This is a genomic window from Vibrio sp. 10N.222.52.C12 (assembly GCF_041474215.1).
Lineage (GTDB): Bacteria > Pseudomonadota > Gammaproteobacteria > Enterobacterales > Vibrionaceae > Vibrio > Vibrio crassostreae_C.
Genome location: NZ_JBFRTR010000064.1, coordinates 15,238 through 32,311 on the forward strand (window position 1 = coordinate 15,238; position 17,074 = coordinate 32,311).

General features: G+C 46.5%; 16 protein-coding genes and 1 pseudogene. 10 read left to right on the forward strand and 7 right to left on the reverse strand.

Translation table 11 applies throughout. The features are described 5' to 3' along the window. Positions 1-28: 28 nt before the first annotated feature. Together AB4623_RS12520 and uraH are read right to left on the reverse strand one after the other, a co-directional pair. Positions 29-1,372: an NCS2 family permease gene (locus AB4623_RS12520; RefSeq protein ID WP_108116940.1), complete on the reverse strand. Its 1,344-nt coding sequence runs from the start codon at positions 1,370-1,372 to the stop codon at positions 29-31. Between the two features lie 512 nt (positions 1,373-1,884). Beyond that, the gene (gene uraH, locus AB4623_RS12525; protein WP_004732855.1) at positions 1,885-2,238 is read right to left on the reverse strand and encodes a hydroxyisourate hydrolase; all 354 of its coding nucleotides are present in this window, start codon (positions 2,236-2,238) and stop codon (positions 1,885-1,887) included. A gap of 411 nt (positions 2,239-2,649) precedes the next feature. Between uraH and puuE the strand changes: the two genes are divergently transcribed. The 10 genes and pseudogenes from puuE (at position 2,650) to AB4623_RS12575 (ending at position 9,553) form a co-directional block, all read left to right on the forward strand. Next, a complete protein-coding gene (gene puuE / locus AB4623_RS12530) occupies positions 2,650-3,570 on the forward strand; it encodes an allantoinase PuuE (protein WP_372146519.1) in 921 nt (306 codons plus the stop codon). Between the two features lie 23 nt (positions 3,571-3,593). Then, on the forward strand, positions 3,594-4,109 hold the full coding sequence (uraD, locus tag AB4623_RS12535) for a 2-oxo-4-hydroxy-4-carboxy-5-ureidoimidazoline decarboxylase (protein WP_372146521.1): 516 nt from the start codon (positions 3,594-3,596) through the stop codon (positions 4,107-4,109). Between the two features lie 123 nt (positions 4,110-4,232). Then, positions 4,233-5,219 carry an allantoicase gene (alc, locus tag AB4623_RS12540; RefSeq protein ID WP_017069066.1) on the forward strand — a complete coding sequence of 329 codons (987 nt, stop codon included), beginning with the start codon at positions 4,233-4,235 and terminating at the stop codon, positions 5,217-5,219. Between the two features lie 14 nt (positions 5,220-5,233). Further along, positions 5,234-5,794, forward strand: a complete 561-nt coding sequence (locus tag AB4623_RS12545; protein WP_102428165.1) for an ureidoglycolate lyase — start codon at positions 5,234-5,236, stop codon at positions 5,792-5,794. 14 nt (positions 5,795-5,808) lie between these two features. Next, positions 5,809-7,128: a urate hydroxylase PuuD gene (locus AB4623_RS12550; RefSeq protein WP_372146523.1), complete on the forward strand. Its 1,320-nt coding sequence runs from the start codon at positions 5,809-5,811 to the stop codon at positions 7,126-7,128. Positions 7,129-7,521: 393 nt separating this feature from the next. Further along, positions 7,522-7,794: a DUF4282 domain-containing protein gene (locus tag AB4623_RS12555; RefSeq protein ID WP_017064999.1), complete on the forward strand. Its 273-nt coding sequence runs from the start codon at positions 7,522-7,524 to the stop codon at positions 7,792-7,794. A 47-nt stretch (positions 7,795-7,841) separates the two neighbouring features. Next, a pseudogene (locus AB4623_RS12560) lies at positions 7,842-7,931 on the forward strand (AraC family transcriptional regulator); the annotation flags it as partial. Positions 7,932-8,028: 97 nt separating this feature from the next. Beyond that, a complete protein-coding gene (locus AB4623_RS12565) occupies positions 8,029-8,268 on the forward strand; it encodes a hypothetical protein (protein WP_017067013.1) in 240 nt (79 codons plus the stop codon). A gap of 21 nt (positions 8,269-8,289) precedes the next feature. Continuing rightward, positions 8,290-8,691, forward strand: coding sequence for a hypothetical protein (locus AB4623_RS12570; protein WP_017067014.1), 402 nt, complete (start codon positions 8,290-8,292; stop codon positions 8,689-8,691). Positions 8,692-9,028: 337 nt separating this feature from the next. Continuing rightward, on the forward strand, positions 9,029-9,553 hold the full coding sequence (locus AB4623_RS12575; RefSeq protein ID WP_017067015.1) for a hypothetical protein: 525 nt from the start codon (positions 9,029-9,031) through the stop codon (positions 9,551-9,553). On the opposite strand, the gene AB4623_RS12580 is transcribed toward AB4623_RS12575, so the two are convergent. The 5 genes from AB4623_RS12580 to xdhA form a co-directional block, all read right to left on the reverse strand. Beyond that, positions 9,550-10,431, reverse strand: a complete 882-nt coding sequence (locus AB4623_RS12580; RefSeq protein WP_017071667.1) for an AEC family transporter — start codon at positions 10,429-10,431, stop codon at positions 9,550-9,552. The two genes, AB4623_RS12575 and AB4623_RS12580, sit on opposite strands and share 4 nt — an antisense overlap. A 287-nt stretch (positions 10,432-10,718) precedes the next feature. Next, the gene (guaD, locus tag AB4623_RS12585) at positions 10,719-12,053 is read right to left on the reverse strand and encodes a guanine deaminase (protein ID WP_102320851.1); all 1,335 of its coding nucleotides are present in this window, start codon (positions 12,051-12,053) and stop codon (positions 10,719-10,721) included. 59 nt (positions 12,054-12,112) lie between these two features. Beyond that, positions 12,113-12,994, reverse strand: a complete 882-nt coding sequence (gene xdhC, locus AB4623_RS12590; RefSeq protein WP_372146525.1) for a xanthine dehydrogenase accessory protein XdhC — start codon at positions 12,992-12,994, stop codon at positions 12,113-12,115. A 54-nt stretch (positions 12,995-13,048) separates the two neighbouring features. Next, on the reverse strand, positions 13,049-15,454 hold the full coding sequence (gene xdhB, locus AB4623_RS12595; protein WP_372146527.1) for a xanthine dehydrogenase molybdopterin binding subunit: 2,406 nt from the start codon (positions 15,452-15,454) through the stop codon (positions 13,049-13,051). Next, entirely contained in the window at positions 15,447-16,892 is a 1,446-nt protein-coding gene (gene xdhA, locus AB4623_RS12600; protein WP_372146529.1) for a xanthine dehydrogenase small subunit, read from the reverse strand. The genes xdhB and xdhA overlap by 8 nt, the downstream gene beginning before the upstream one ends. Positions 16,893-17,074 lie beyond the last annotated feature (182 nt).

Consider the following 17,074-nt stretch of genomic DNA (forward strand, 5'->3'; position numbering starts at 1 on the left):
CAAGCCAAGCGATAGTTACGTTGGGTGATTAACCGATGAACACGAGCTTCGCGACAAAAATAGCCGCTAAGAAGTACATCGAAATCGAGACGTCTTTTGTTTTACCTGTCGCCAGTTTCAGCACTGTGTAGGTAATGAAACCCAGTGCGATACCATTCGCGATAGAGAAGGTCAGAGGCATCATTAACGCTGTAATGGCTGCGGGAGCACCGTTGGTGAAGTCTTTCCAATCCACGTGCTGCATGCTGCTCATCATCACGAACGCCACATAAATCAGAGCGCCAGAGGTTGCGTAAGCTGGGATCATGCCAGCAAGTGGAGATAGGAAAATCGCAGCTAAGAACAACACCCCAACCACAATCGCAGATAGGCCAGTTCGTGCGCCTGCTGCAACGCCCGCTGCACTTTCTACGTAACTGGTTACTGGCGGACAACCCACACACGCACCTGCCACACTTGAGATACTGTCGGCTTTCAGCGCTCTGCTCAGGCCTTCAATTTTTCCCGTTTCAGGGTTAGTTAGGTTTGCACGCTCAGCCACGCCCATCAAAGTACCCGCGGTATCGAACATGTTTACAAAAAGGAAAGCCAAGATAACGCTGATCATTGAAACATCGAGAGCGCCCATAATGTCCATTTTTAGGAACGTAGGCGCTAAGCTTGGTGGAGCCGCGAAGAAGCCGTTGTAATGCACTAAGCCAAGCATCATGCCTACCAGAGTCACACTCAAAATACCGATTAACACCGCACCAAATACTTTACGCTCACTAAGAACAGCGATGATAAGGAAAGCGATAGCGGCCAGTAGCGCTTCAGGTTTAGTGAAGTCACCTAGTGATACCAGTGTTGCTGGGTTTTCGACGACGATGCCTGCTGTTTTAAGACCAATTAGACCTAAGAACAAACCAACGCCCGCAGTCATGGAGTAACGTAAACTCACAGGGATACTTTCAATGATCCATTGGCGGACTTTGTAGAAACTCATCCCGACAAACAAGATACCTGAGATAAACACCGCACCCAGTGCCACTTCCCAGCTGTAGCCCATTTCGCTTACTACAGTGAACGAGAAGAAGGCATTCAAGCCCATGCCCGGTGCAAGGCCGACAGGCCAGTTCGCAAATAACCCCATTAACAAACAACCGATAGCTGCACCAATACAGGTTGCGACGAATACCGCTCCTGCATCCATACCCGATGCGGCCATAATTTGTGGGTTAACGAAGATAATGTAAGCCATGGTTGCGAAGGTGGTGACACCGCCGACCAACTCATTTTTCACACTGCTTCCGTGTGCCTTAATTTTAAAGAGTTTCTCTAAAATTCCGTTATTCGCATCTTGGTTGAGTATTTCTGTTTTACTCTCACTCATGTCAGCAAGTCCTTTTATGTTGTGATCCATTTATTGAATACAGCGAGATTTCAATATTAAGTTTTAAGGTTTTTTCCTAGCCGCTATTTCTTTAGCTATCAGTTGATTAGTCATCAACTCTCTAACTAATAACGTTATTAGTATTTTTATATGAGCGTGTTGAGGGTCTGTTGACCTTTCGCGGTTAAATTTTGTTCGAGATAGAATCGTTTTAGGCGCGGCAAGGAGTATGTAGCCTAGCCACTCTAAGTAAATACTTCTTAACAAAGCATAAAACGATTCTAGCCGAACCCTTCGGGCAGCCTTTGTGGTTCATTTCTACTGCGTTATCGGCTTCTCATGTAGGCTAGCTACACATCAAAGCCTCTGCCTTGTAGAAATTTTCCACAAAGCGCTGCAAAAATCAGCTCGAAAGGTCAACAGACCCTACTGAGCGCGCATCATTTTAGATGCACACACTAATCTGCTTAATATTTGTCGGTGAGCCTAGTTAGAAGTTCTAGGTCATGAGACTAACTGCCCCGGTAGGTTGAGAAACTGTAAGGGGAGACGAGAAGAGGAACGTGATAATGCGCTTCTGGATCATCTAAGCCGAAACGAATAACCACATCGTCTAGGAAAGGCACACCATCCAATTCCACACCTTTGCTTTTGTAGTAATCCGCAACGTAAAACACCAATTGATATTTCCCCGGTCGGAAATCATTCCCTGCCAGAATCGGCGCATCGGTTCGGCCATCGGAGTTAGTGATTACCGTCGCCAACTTTTCTGTTGAGTCTTCATTGACCTTATAAAGCTCTACCTTGATCTCTGCACCCGGTAAGCCGTGAGTCGTGTCTAATACGTGTGTTGTTAATCTTCCCATAGTCCTTTAATAGCGCTTTTGGCGCTCCTCTGTTCCGTGGTTTATCTGTCTGTTTCGACCTTGCAAAGAATGCAACTGGTCACTTTGTTATCACTAACTATGTACGAACTGTACACAATTAGTAAAGCGAATTGTTGGAAAAATGTTAACCACTGTGTCGTTTTTTCTGACTTTATAGATCTTGATTATCGTTTTTTGGTGAGTTTTGGTTTTATTAAGTTGTTGTTTTTAATTGGCAATAGTGCGCAAATTTAACTTGAATAACAAAATCTTTACATTGAGATAAATAATTGTATACAATAAATGTACAGGGATAAGGTTGCTCTGTTTATCGAGAATCCATTTGGTTGAATCATTTGGTGACTTACTTAAAGAGCGGCTAAGCCAACCACTTATGTTAGGAGTACTTGGATGAATAAGGATTATTCAAGAAATTTGATCGGTTACGGAGTTAACCCTCCAAACCCTCAATGGCCAGGTAATGCGCGCGTCGCGGTTTCTTTTGTATTGAACTATGAAGAGGGCGGTGAGCGTTGTTTGTTACATGGAGACGACGAGTCTGAAGCTTTTCTTTCAGAGATCCCGTCAGCACAGCCGATCAAAGGCGAACGTCACATGAGCATGGAGTCCATCTATGAATATGGTAGCCGTGCGGGTGTATGGCGTGTTCTTCGCTTGTTCGATGAATATGAAATCCCACTGACCGTCTTTGCGGTTGCAATGGCGATTGAGCGTCATCCTGACGTTGCTAAAGCCATGGTCGAAGCGGGGCACGAAATCTGTAGCCACGGTTATCGCTGGATAGACTATCAATACATTGATGAGTCTGAAGAGCGCGACCACATGACCAAAGCGATCGAGATCATCCAACAAGTGACGGGTCAACGCCCAAAAGGTTGGTACACAGGTCGAACTGGGCCAAATACGCGTCGCTTGGTTGCAGAAGAGGGCGGTTTTCTTTATGACTCAGATGCCTATGATGATGACCTGCCTTATTGGCACACCGAGACTGGTCATCCGCAATTGGTGATCCCTTATACACTTGATGTGAACGACATGCGTTTTTCAACGGCGCAAGGCTTTAACTCTGGTGAGCAGTTCTTCCAATATCTGAAAGACACGTTTGACACCCTTTATATGGAAGGCGAAACCGCACCGAAAATGATGTCGGTAGGACTGCATTGTCGTCTTATTGGTCGTCCCGGTCGTATTGCTGCATTAAGACGTTTCTTAGATTACGTAAAACAGCATGACAGCGTGTGGCTATGTCGTCGAATCGATATCGCCAACCACTGGCACCAACATCACCCATACAACGAACAACAAAATTAGAACGAACAGCAAGGAGGCTTAACGTGACTGAATTTCGATCTTGCCAACCAACAACCATGAACCGCGATACCTTTATCGCGCACTTTGCTGATGTGTACGAACACAGCCCATGGGTTGCTGAAGCGGTTTATGACCAAGGTTTGAATGCCGAAGATGATCATATCGAGAATCTTCATCTAAAAATGGCATCAACCTTGTTAAATGCCGACCAAGGCAAACAGTTGGCTTTGATCAATGCTCACCCAGATTTAGCGGGCAGAGCAGCAGTAAACGGCGAACTCACCGAGTCGTCGACCAAAGAACAAGCGGGGGCGGGCATCGACCAGTGCAGCGCCGAAGAATTTGAAAAATTCACTTCTTACAACAACAGCTACAAAAGTCGCTTCAATTTCCCTTTTATCATGGCGGTGAAGGGAGCCAATCGTTACCAAATTCTTGAGTCGTTCGAGATGCGATTAGGAAATGATAGTGAAACTGAGTTTGCTACGGCGATTCAAGAGATCAACAAGATCGCGATGTTTCGTCTCTGGGATATGTAAGTTAACGGAGTTAACAGCTATCTCAGCCCAGTCTTAGTGCGTTAAAGGTTTGATTTGTAAAAACATAAGCCACTAAGTTCTCATTTTATTATTACTTGATTAATTTCATAGGATTACACGGACATGACCCATAAATTTGAACAGTACATAAACCTTGCAGACGAAAAACTCGGCGCAGAAGCTATCTTCGCAACCGACGATTTTTTCGCAGATAAAAGCCGTCTACTCAGCCACGCAGCGCCAGAGTGGAAAGACGACTTATATGACGACAACGGCAAGTGGATGGACGGCTGGGAAAGCAGACGCAAACGCGGCGAAGGTTACGACTACTGTGTCGTTCGCCTTGGCCTAGCTGGCACCATTGCTGGCGTTGATATTGATACCTCATTCTTCACAGGTAACTTCCCACCTTCGGCATCAATCGACGCGTGTTATTCACCACAAGGTGAGCCAACAGATTCAACAGAGTGGCAAGAAATTCTGCCTTCAATGGCACTACAGGGTGATCATCATCATCTTGAAGACATCGAAAGTGACCAAGTATTTACGCACCTACGTTTGAACATCTACCCAGACGGCGGTGTCGCGCGTTTACGTGTTTATGGCCGACCAAGTGTGGATTGGGACGCAATTGATTCTCAGCAACAAGTTGACCTAGCAGCCGTTGAACACGGTGGCCGAGCACTCGCATGTAGCGACGAGCACTACGGCAACAAAGCCAACATCTTAGGCCCAGGCCGCGGTGAAAACATGGGTGATGGCTGGGAAACAGCACGTCGTCGTACACCGGGTAACGACTGGGTTATCGTGGCACTAGGCCACCCAGGTAACATCGAACGCATCGTTGTTGATACAGCCCACTTCAAAGGTAATTACCCAGACAGTTGTTCAATTCAAGCGGCTTACGTGAAGGGCGGTACCGACGACCAAGTAGAAACACAAAGCCTATTCTGGCGTGAACTGTTGCCTGCACAAAAGCTGCAAGCGCATGAGATTCACGAATTCATTTCTGAGGTAAACGACCTTGGTGCGATTACCCACGTACGTGCAAACATATTCCCAGATGGTGGTATCAGCCGTTTGCGTCTGTTTGGTACGAAAGCGAAATAGGTAAGGAAATGAGTATGAGTAATGGAATACGTCGTTTATCCATCGAACCGTTAACCAAGCAGGCTTTTGCAGAGTTTGGCGATGTTATCGAGTCCGATAATAGTGATTTCTTCATGATCAATAGTGGATCAACACGTCGCTACCACAAGCTAGCGACAACGGATGTGCAAGACCAAGACGGAGAAGCGATCATTAGCATCTTCCAAGCCACACCGTTGAGCTACCCACTGACCATCAAAATGTTAGAGCGTCATCCACTTGGCTCTCAGGCATTCATTCCATTACTTGGTCAACCCTATTTAATTGTTGTTGCGCCAAAAGGCGATGATCCAACATTAGCCAAGAGCCGAGCTTTCTTGAGCAACGGCCGTCAAGGAGTGAACTATCACAAAGGGGTGTGGCATCACCCAGTTCTCGCGCTTACTGATCAAGACCAGTTCTTGATCGTCGATAGAGGCGGCGAAGGGCACAACTGTGATGAAGTTTATTTCGACAGCGACCGAGTGGCATTGCATTTGGACGACTTGCCAACGGACGACAATAAGGAAGAGCAACGCTTAGCTAAAGCGTTGTGATACAGGAGTTTATTATGGATCCGCATATTACAGAATGGTTGAATTTAGCAATACGCTGGGCTCACATGATTGTTGGTGTTGCGTGGATAGGCGCATCATTTTACTTTGTTTGGTTAGAGAACAACCTTAACCGAGTAAACCCAAAAACGGGCCTTTCAGGCGACTTATGGGCGATTCACGGTGGTGGTATTTATCACCTAGAGAAGTACAAACTTGCGCCACCAGAGATGCCAGAGCACCTGCACTGGTTCAAATGGGAAGCTTATTTCACGTGGATCACCGGTGTGTGTTTACTGGGTGTGGTTTACTACCTTAACGCTGAAATCTACCTGATTGCACCAGGCTCTGGCCTTGATTCAACAACGGCAATCGCGATTGGTATTGGTTCATTCGTTGCCGGTTGGTTTATCTACGACTTACTGTGTGACTCGCCATTAGGTAAAACCCCCGTGTTGCTTGGCGTTGTGCTGTTTTTGCTGCTCGTCGCTGCGACGTACGGCCTAACTCAAGTGTTCAGTGGCCGTGGTGCTTACATTCATGTGGGTGCAATCATTGGTACCATCATGGTGGGTAACGTATTCCGCGTTATCATGCCTGCACAACGTAACTTGGTGAAAGCGATTGAAGAGAAGCGCGAACCGGATCCGGCATTGCCAGCGAAAGGTCTACTGCGTTCTCGTCACAACAACTACATGACCCTGCCAGTGCTGTTCATCATGATCAGTAACCACTTCCCAAGCACTTATGGCTCGGAATACAACTGGCTGATCCTTGCTGGGCTAGCGATTTTCAGTATCTTGGTGCGCCACTACTTCAATACCCGTCACGGTAGTCAGAAGTTTGCATGGACAGTGCCAGTCGCGGCATTGGGTATGATCACGCTTGCGTTTGTTACTTCACCTTACGCGAAAAAACAGATGACTCCAGTTGTACAAGCTCCAGTGGTTCAAGAAGTGCAAGTAAGCGCGACTGAATCAGCGACAGAAGAGGCTGCTTCGAACGCCACCGCTTCAACGACGGCCAGTTCTCAAGCTGTTCCTGCAGACCACGCAATGCAAACGGCTAGCGCAGGTGTAAGCTTTGAAACCATCAACAAAGTCATTCAAGAGCGCTGTTCGGTGTGTCACTCATCAACCCCGAGCCACGCTGCTTTTGCTGCTGCGCCAGCCGGTGTGATGTTTGATACCCCAGAAGAGATTAAAGCCAACGTCCCAAGGATTGTTGCTCAAACCGTAACAACCAAGGTGATGCCGCTCGGCAACATGACTCAAATGACCGATGCAGAACGCGCACTCATCGGCACTTGGGTAGAGCAAGGCGCTACGCTTCAATAATGATGTGAATCCTTTACCTAAGAGCATGAGTCTTAGGTGAGGCTTGGGGAGAGTTTGGTTTACGGGCACGCGCCAAACTCATCCCACCCTGTTTCCCCGGTTCCTATAACCGGGGCTTTTTGTTGTTTTTGGACAAAGGCATATTAGAAACTTTATTAGTATGCATCCTTAATAGTTTTATGAACCCACCGACGTGAGTTCGATATTTGCGTTACATGACATATTTAGTTGCATATAAATTGTTGTTGGTCATGAAATTTAGGCTGTATGTTTGGTATGTGTATGTTCTGAAAGGAAAGCTTGTTGAAATTCAAAGCTTTTGATTGCGAATATTCACAAAGAACTAGTTAGATACCCAAGTATAAATTTCATAAAAAATAAGGAAATATAGTAATGAAATCAGTTTTTTCGTTCGACTCAATGTTAACTCCTAAGTTAGTTACTGGCCTATATTGGTTGTTGTTGCTAATCGCTGTAGTTTCAGGACTAGCAACCATGTTTGGAGGATATGGAGGCGTAACATTTGAGAAGTTTATTCTTGGTGCGTTTACGATATTAGGCGGCGCTATAGGTGCGAGAATTTGGTGTGAATTGATGATAGTTATCTTCAAAATTAATGAAAACCTGCAGTCTCTAAAGGACTTAAAAGGCGAGACTGAAGCCTAGTATTCAGATGCGTGACAGCTAACACTTCGATGTTAGCTGTCTAACATGCCGAAGCTGCAATTCACTATGTTGCACCTGTCGGCGAGAAAGAAGATTCCGTGAGTCATTGCATGTCGGTAGTGAGTACTTACGTTTAAACTGATTCATTGCGTGCGCAGTCCTGTATAAGGTTCTTGATATGAATCTCTACCCATGGCATTTTTAGTCCAAATTGGCTTTAGTTAGGACAAAAAAATGGAAGACTTGATTGTCGCGTATTTTAGGGCATTGAGCTCATTTTTTAGGTATCTGTTTCAGTCGATATTGATTGAGTTCATTGGTTACGGAGCTGGCTGGATAGTCTGTAAAGTATTCACATTAGGGCGCTTTCCCCCATTGATTCCAATTGAAAAAGAGCGAACCAGAATTTCTTATGTCGGGGCGATTAGCATCGTATTGTTTCTGTTAGCAATTGGTGTGTTCAATAGTTTTTAGGCGACGGAATAGAGTGTGGCCATGGATAGTATTCAAAATAATACGGACAAAAAAGACATGCTTGAGAAAGTTCAGAATATTGCTTCGATTAACGGGTTGGAATATGAAGTGAGCGGAAATGTTCTTAACCTTAAGCTAGGCAGAGCTGGTGGAAAGGTAAAAATTAAATACGACTACGCGACGAATTCATACGTCTACAACTGTAATGAATATGCTATTGGTTTTTCCAGTCTCATCTTCTTCGTTCTTTCGTTCAATACTCTGTATCAAGTTACTCACCAAGCATGGTCTGGCTACGTCGCGGGTTTGATGTTTGCGGTGGCAGTATTTAATTTGATCCAATTAATATTGTCTCACGTCCAAATGCTAGACATTAAAGCACAGCTAAGAGAAGTCGGTATCTATCTCAAGTCTGGCGCGTGAGAACCTTTAGCATCTTGTCTATCGTGAACAACTGAGCATTCGCTGAGTAATGAGTGGTTGAGCCTTGCCATCAGTAGCTATACGCTCAAATAAACAGCACTAACGCCAATTCTTAATGCTGTTTTTACTTTCCTCTTACACTCTTTTCAAATATCGAACCTAGTATCAAATTTCTCTTTGTTATACAGGCAAGTCTCTCATTATGAAGCACTTCTTTGATAGCGAACTCATGCTCTCTAGCTCTTTGAATTTCGTTTTGCTATCGCTTGGGCTAACGCTCCTTTTTCATCTTCCGATTTGGTGTGGGTTCAACTTGAGCCGACGCAAATGGAAGCTTATGGATTATTTATGGCCGTTCTTGGCGGGTATCGGGATGCTGGGTGCAGTGTCTGAGATTCGTGCGAAAGTAGCGGGTGATTGGGTTGAAACCGAACAAACTAGAGCGGTGGCGATTTTAGAATCGGTTCAGCAGTTTTCTTTGGATAAGCTGCGAAGTGATACCTGCACAGGTCAACCATCTTTGGATAATCACGCTCAGCACCATGAAGCGTGTTTATGGTATTTGAACACGGCGATCACGTTCAAAGATGTCGATTTCACCTTGTTACCCAACGCATCGGATTTTACGGTTCCTGCGCCGAGCGTGTCGCTGGTTGAAAGCGATGCCGTGTGGGTGGATGGTATGCTGAGTCAGTATGAGAAGCAGAAAAACCAATACATAAAAACCAGAGAAGCGCAGGTGAAGCAGCCATTAGAAAGCCTCTTCTGGTATGTGAGTCCTTACTTAGTCTGTTTCGCTATTGCTCTGCGCCTTACTAAAGTGACGGCAGAGCTTAAACTGGATAAGTGCGTAAACAATTAACTCGACATAGACAGCGCGAATGACAGCAAGATAGGTAAAGTCACCACACTCAGGAAGTTACCGAACAACACCATAGACGCGACCTTGGGAGGCTCGACATTGAACCTTTCTGCGAACAGGTAGTTCATCACGGCGGGTGGCAGCATGGTGAACAGCACCATCATCTGTAGGTGCAACGTAGGCAGCGGAATAAAGAAGTAGATGATGGCAAAGGCGATGGCACCAGTAAACAGCGATTGAGCCGTACACAGCAAGCCAACTTTTAATCCACTTAGCTTCAAGTTCACCATTTGCGAACCCAACGACAACAGCATGATAGGCACGGCTGCTTGGCCGAGTAGTGAGGTGGCTTCGTAGATTGGATTCCATACTGCAATTCCAGACAGGTTGAGCGTCATCGCTAATGCTGCGGCTAAGAATATCGGCATCTTGAGGATCTGTTTGATCGGATTACCTTCACTCAACAGCGCCAAGCCAACACTAATGTGCACGCATGCCGATACCACAAACAGCAATACCGCAGGGGCTAATGCACTCTCACCAAAGGTATAGGTGAACAGGGGAATGGCCAGGTTGCCACTGTTGCGGAACATATGTGGCGGCGCCCAAGCTTTGAAGTTGAGCTTAAACAGTTTACAGATCGGAATCATCAACAGTGCTGGCACTAGCACTGCCACCAAAGAGGCAGAGATCAGTGGCAGTTGTTCGGTGTCGAGAGGCATGGTGGTCAGCGAGGCAAACACTAGCGCAGGAATACACACATCCATGTTGATGCGATTGATCGGTTTGAAATCGGGCTTGAGCCAACGACCCACCGCAAAGCCAGCACTGGCTAAAGCAAAAACGGGAAACAGAATGCTGACGACCTGTTCGAACATAGAATTCCTTTCTAGATTGATTGCTTCCATTTAGCTGAGAAACGAATGTTTTAGAGAGACGCTAAAGTGAAGTATGAAGTCGATATGTATAAACATTAACCTATCAATATAATGACTTGGCGTCACCGAAGATCGTTGTTTGTGAACGGTTAATTTATATTTCTTTGAATGAAGCACAAAAAAGACCAGTGGCATCAGCAACTGGTCTTTCAAGGCTAGATAAATCTGGACGGATTTTTAATTAACGACGGCTGTCGCTGTCTAGCGATTGTTACTCGGTTTTCAGTCTAGCTAACGAGCTTTTGATAATCTTTGAAATTCACATCGTAGGCTTTCTCGCCGTAGATGTAAGTCTCGCTGACGGTTCTGTCGTCACCCAGGCTCATCAATACAAATAGCTTCTCTTCAAGCTTGGTCGCTTGTTCCATTCTAAAGCGCATCAATTGTGTGGCGTGTAAGTCCAACACCACGAAATCGGCTTCTTTTCCTACTTCCAAGTTGCCAATCTTGTCTTCTAAATGCAGTGAACGTGCACCACCTAATGTGGCTAAGAATAGCGACTTAGCTGGGTGCAATTTCTTATGTTGAAGCTGCATGATCTTATAGGCTTCACTCATGGTTTGTAGGATTGAGAAGCTAGTGCCTGCGCCGACATCAGTCCCCATACCAACACGAATGCCGTGCTCTTCCATTTCTGGTAATCGGAATAAACCTGAGCCTAAGAACAGGTTAGAGGTCGGGCAGAAAGCAATGGCAGATTCCGTATCAGCAAGGCGCTTACATTCGCAATCAGACAAGTGAATGCCATGGGCGAAAACCGAACGTTTGTGCAGTAGGCCATAGTGGTCATACACATCCAAATAGCTGTCGCGCTCTGGGAACAGTTCTTTTACCCATTCAATCTCTTTCTCGTTTTCAGAAAGGTGCGTGTGCATATACACATCTGGGTACTCTTCTAGCAATTTACCAACGGTAGCCAATTGTTCTGGTGTACTGGTTGGCGCGAAACGAGGTGTCACGGCATAAAGTAGTCGGCTGCGGTTGTGCCATTTCTCAATCAGTTCCTTGGAGTCAGCATAGCCAGATTCTGGTGTGTCGGTGAGGTAATCAGGCGCGTTGCGATCCATCAATACCTTACCTGCAATCATGCGTAGGTTACGCTTCTCGGCTTCTTCAAAGAATACGTTAACCGACTCTTTGTGGACCGTGCCAAACACGAGTGCTGTGGTGGTGCCGTTGCTCGCCAGTTCGTCTAAGAATAGCTTTGCCACTTTGTGTGCATAAACTGGGTTTTTGAAGCGTTTTTCTTCTGGGAAGGTGTAGTTTTCTAACCAATCAAGAAGCTGCTCACCGTAAGACGCGATCATCCCTGTTTGAGGGTAGTGGATGTGCGTATCAATAAAGCCAGAGGTGATCAGCTTGTCTTTGTATTCTTTTACTTCGAGTGTTTTAGGTTGGCGAGCCAATACCTCATCGGCATGGCCTAAGTCGACGACATGGCCGTTCTCAACCACTAAAACACCGTCTTCAAAATAGTCGTAAGACTCATCGATACCGACGTCTTTTGGGTCGGCGACGCTGTGTAAAATGCTGGCGCGATAAGCTTTGCGTTGCGTTGTCATGTTTACTTCCTTTTAATGACTTCAGCGACGTTATGGCCACTGAAGCTTTGCGACTTTTATTAGGCGATCTTCTCTTCCAATGGTGGTTCGCCTACGTCGCTTGGTTGACTGTGTTGATCGGTCAAATCCTGATTTCGATATTGTTTGGTTGGGCGCTTTTGTTCAAGTGCTTGGCCTTGATAGTGTGCGATCAGTTCACCTGCAACCGATACTGCAATTTCGGCAGGATGTTTGCCATTCACCGCACTAATGCCAATCGGGCAAAGCATAGTTTCAATTTGTTCTTGGCTATAGCCGCGTTGCTCTAAGCGGAAGTCGAACTTCTTGCGCTTAGTAAGCGAGCCAATCATGCCGAAGTAACGGCTGTCTTCACGGTCGATAATCGCTTTGGTTAAATCGAAATCGAGCTGGTGGTTGTGCGTCATCACTAGGTAGTAGCTGTTCGGTGGCATGTGTTTCACTTCACCGACTGGATCGTCTGAGACAAGCTTTTTCACACCGTGTGGTAGCGTTTCAGGGAACACTTCTTCACGTTCATCAATCCAGGTCACACGGAAGGGCAGAGTCGCGACAATGTGCAGCAGCGCTTTGGCAACATGACCTGCGCCAAACAGCACAAGATGGTTCTGCTGAGTGCCAATCGGCTCAAAGCTTAACGTTGCCATTCCGCCACAACACTGGCCCAAACGAGCGCCTAGGTTAAAACGTTCCACTTTGAGCGACTTTTCACTGGCAATCAGCATCTCTCGAGCCATTTTAGTGGCCACATGTTCAAGGTGACCACCACCAATCGTAGCGATGATTCGGTCACGAGTGACAAGCATCTTGGTGCCCGCATCACGTGGCACTGAGCCTCTGTCTTCAAGCACTGTCACCATGACACATGGTTCGTAGCTCTCTTCCAGCTTTGCCAGTTCGTGAATCCAATTATCCTTAAACATATGTCCTCCTAAATCCCTTTTTATGCTTCCCAAGCTAAACGATCGATATGAGCCTTAAGCCGTTTCTGATTGAGCATCGACCGAGGTCGGAGCGGTTTCAGTGACTTCCTGTATTGCCATCAGAATACGTTCTGGCGTTGCAGGTGTGTTGAGCTTAGGAATCGCGCCATCGACGGCGACATAGCTAATCGCATCTTTCAGTGCGCTCCATACCGACATACCCAACATGAAAGGGGGTTCACCCACGGCTTTCGAGTTGAAGACGGTGTCTTCTGGGTTGTTACGGTTTTCTAAAAGGTGCGTTCTGAAATCAATTGGCATATCAGTAATCGCCGGGATCTTGTAACTCGCAGGACCATTGGTCATCAAGCGGCCTTGCTGGTTCCAAACCAACTCTTCCGTGGTTAACCAACCGACACCTTGCACAAAGCCACCTTCGACTTGACCGATATCAATCGCAGGGTTCAAGGAAGCGCCCACGTCATGCAGAATATCGACACGCAGAATCTTGTTCTCGCCGGTTAGGGTATCGATGATAACCTCTGAACAAGAGGCACCATACGCGTAGTAGTAGAACGGGCGACCGCGTGCTTTCTCATGATCATAATAGATCTTCGGGGTGCGGTAGAAACCAGTGCTCGATAGCGAGATTTGGTTGAACCAAGCCAGTTCAACAAATGAGTTGAAGGTCATGATCTCATCGCGGATCTGCACCATGCCGTTTTTAAACACCACTTCTTCAGGCCACACTTTGAAGTGCGAAGAAGCGAAGTCGATCAGGCGCTGCTTAATGGTTATTGCGGCGTTTTGCGCGGCCTTACCGTTGAGGTCGGCGCCCGATGAGGCTGCGGTTGGTGATGTGTTCGGAACTTTGTCTGTGTTTGTAGCGGTGATCTGGATACGTTCGACATCGACTTGGAACTCCTGTGCAACGATTTGTGCCACTTTGATGTTCAAGCCTTGCCCCATTTCCGTACCACCGTGATTCAAATGAATACTGCCATCGGTGTAGATATGGATGAGCGCACCTGCTTGGTTCAAGAAAGTCGCAGTAAACGAGATGCCGAATTTCACTGGTGTGATAGCAAGGCCTTTCTTCAAGATAGGGCTCTGCCTGTTGAACTCAGCGATTTCTTTACGACGTGCGTGATAGTCACTGCTGCGTTCAAGCTGTTCGGTTATCTCAGGTAAAAAGTTGTCTTCAACGGTTTGGTAGTAATGGGTCACATTACGGCCTTCTTCGCCGTAGTAGTTCGCTTTACGTACTTCCAAAGGATCTTTTTTCAGGTAACGCGCAATCTCGTCCATGATGTGTTCAATCGTCATCATGCCTTGCGGGCCACCAAAGCCACGGTAAGCGGTGTTCGATGCGGTATTGGTTTTGCATCGATGACCGACCACAGTTGCATCGCCTAGATAATAAGCGTTGTCTGAGTGGAACATCGCGCGGTCGACAATAGAACTTGATAAGTCTGGTGAGTAACCACAGTTACCTGCAACGGTAATGTCGGCACCTTGAATCACACCGTTGTCGTCAAAACCGACTGTATATTGATTGTAGAACGGGTGGCGTTTACCGGTTTGCTGCATGTCTTCATTACGCAGCAGACGCATTTTGGTCGGTCGGCCTGTAAGGTGGGCAATCACCGCAGCCATACAGGCTGGAGAGGCTGCTTGAGTCTCTTTACCACCGAAACCACCACCCATACGACGCATATCAATCACGACTTTGTGCATCGGCACGCCAATCACTTCCGCAACCAGCTTTTGAACTTCGGTCGGGTTCTGTGTAGAGGTGTAGACGATCATGCCGCCGTCTTCGGTTGGCATTACACTACTGATTTGAGTTTCTAGATAGAAGTGCTCTTGGCCACCGATCTCTAGGTCACCAGAGATCACGTGTTTCGCTTTTTTCAGTGCTGCTTTTGAGTCACCACGCTGTTGAGTGTGGCTTTCTGTTACGAAGTGCTCTTTTGCCAGCGCTTCTTTCACATCAAGAATGGCTGGTAGCTCTTCGTATTCAATAACGGCTGCGTGCGCGGCTTTGCGTGCGGTTTCTAGATCGTTAGCTGCCACAGCAATCACAGGTTGGCCGTAGTATTCTACTTTGCCATCGGCAAGCAGTGGGTCGCCCGGTAGGATTGCACCAATGTCCAATTCACCTGGTACGTCTTTGGCTTGAATGGCAATCGCCACGCCTTCAAATTCGTAACACGGTGATAAATCTATATTGGTAATGTTCGCGTGTGCTTGAGTGCTCAGGCGTGCGTAGACGTGCAGCTGATTTGGGAACTCTAGGCGGTCGTCAATGTATACCGCTTCGCCCGTGACTTGCTTGGCTGCACTGTCGTGTTTTACGCTTTTACCTACGCCAGTTTTTAGGTCTTGTTTTGCAATGGTAACCATCTCTTCGTGGGTCATCGTATTGCTCTTGTGAACAGAGGAATTTGATTTAGACATAAGACGTTACCCTTGTTTCGATTTGGTTGTTTTTGTTCTGCTGTTCAATGAAGTAACGACGCAACATATTGGCTGCCGACAATGAACGGTATTCTTGGCTGGCACGGAAATCAGATAGCGGCTCAAAGTCGTTATACAGTTCCTGCATCGCTAACTTAATATTAGCGTCTGTCCATGGTTTGCCTAATAACGTATTTTCACAACGCGCCGCGCGCTTAGGTGTTGCAGCCATACCGCCGAAAGCGATACGAGCGTAAGAAACCTTGCCGTCTTCGATTTGAATATCAAACGCACCACACACCGCAGAGATGTCGTCGTCTAAACGTTTAGACAGTTTGTAAGCTCGGAAGCTGTCGTTAGTTGGCTTAGGAATGATGATCTGTTCAATGAACTCACTCTCTTTTTGCGCCGTCACTTTGTAGCTGATGAAGTAATCTTCAATCGGCATGGTGCGTGACTCGTCACCGCAACGAAGTTTGATCTTTGCGTTAAGGGCAATCAGCAGAGGAGGGGTGTCACCGATAGGCGAAGCATTCGCTACATTACCGCCGATGGTGCCTTGGTTACGCACTTGCAGTGAAGCAAAGCGATGCAGCAGTTCACCAAAATCTGGGTAGTGTTTTTTCAATAGTGAGTAAGAATCACTGATAGGCAGGTTGGCACCAATGATTAGATCGGTGTCGGTCTCTTCACATACCTTCATGTCTTCAACAAGGTTCACGCTGATCAGTGTTTCAATCTCACGATGGAATTGCGTCACTTCCAGCGCTAAATCCGTACCGCCAGCAACCAGCTTAGCGTTCGGGTGGGCTTGAAAAAGCTTGGCCAACTCATCGGTGCTTTTTGGGGAAAAAGCGGTGAGGTGACCAAGGCGTAAGTTGGCCTCAGTGTCTTGAATGCTTTCTAGCTTCTTGATGGTGTTGCGTTCAAGTTCAGCAAATTGGTCGATCAAAGGTTGGTCTGTTGAAAGTGACATCGCAGCATCAACAATTGGTCGGTAGCCTGTACAACGACATAGGTTACCCGCCAGTGATTCCATGACGTCTTCTTTGCTCGCATCGGGTTTGTTTTTGCCTAGCGCAAACATCGACATGATGAAGCCCGGCGTGCAGTAACCACACTGTGAACCGTGAAAATCAACCACCGCTTTTTGCACTGGGTGCAATGAGCGATCTCGGTTTTGTAGATCTTCTACTGTGATCAGTTGCTTGCCATGCAGCGCTGAAACGAAAGTTAGGCAAGAGTTCACCGAGCGGTATTGCAGCTGTCCATTAACCACTTCACCCAGAACTACCGTACATGCACCACAGTCACCCGACCCACAACCTTCTTTTGTACCCGTTTTATTAACTTTGGTACGAAGGTAGTTGAGCACTGTCATATTTGGCGACAGATTATCTTCACGTCTTATTTCCTGATTGAGCAAAAAAGTAATCAAGAGACCTCCTTGTAAATCGACATATTTCCATGTGTATTCTTTTTGACTTCTAGGTCAATAATTATCCATCCTGACCTAAGGGTCAACTATTTATTTACAAAAACGCAACAATATGGCGCTTTGGTAGATTGTGTACAATTTATTTTCTATTGTAGTGACTTGTTTTATATGGACTTGACTGG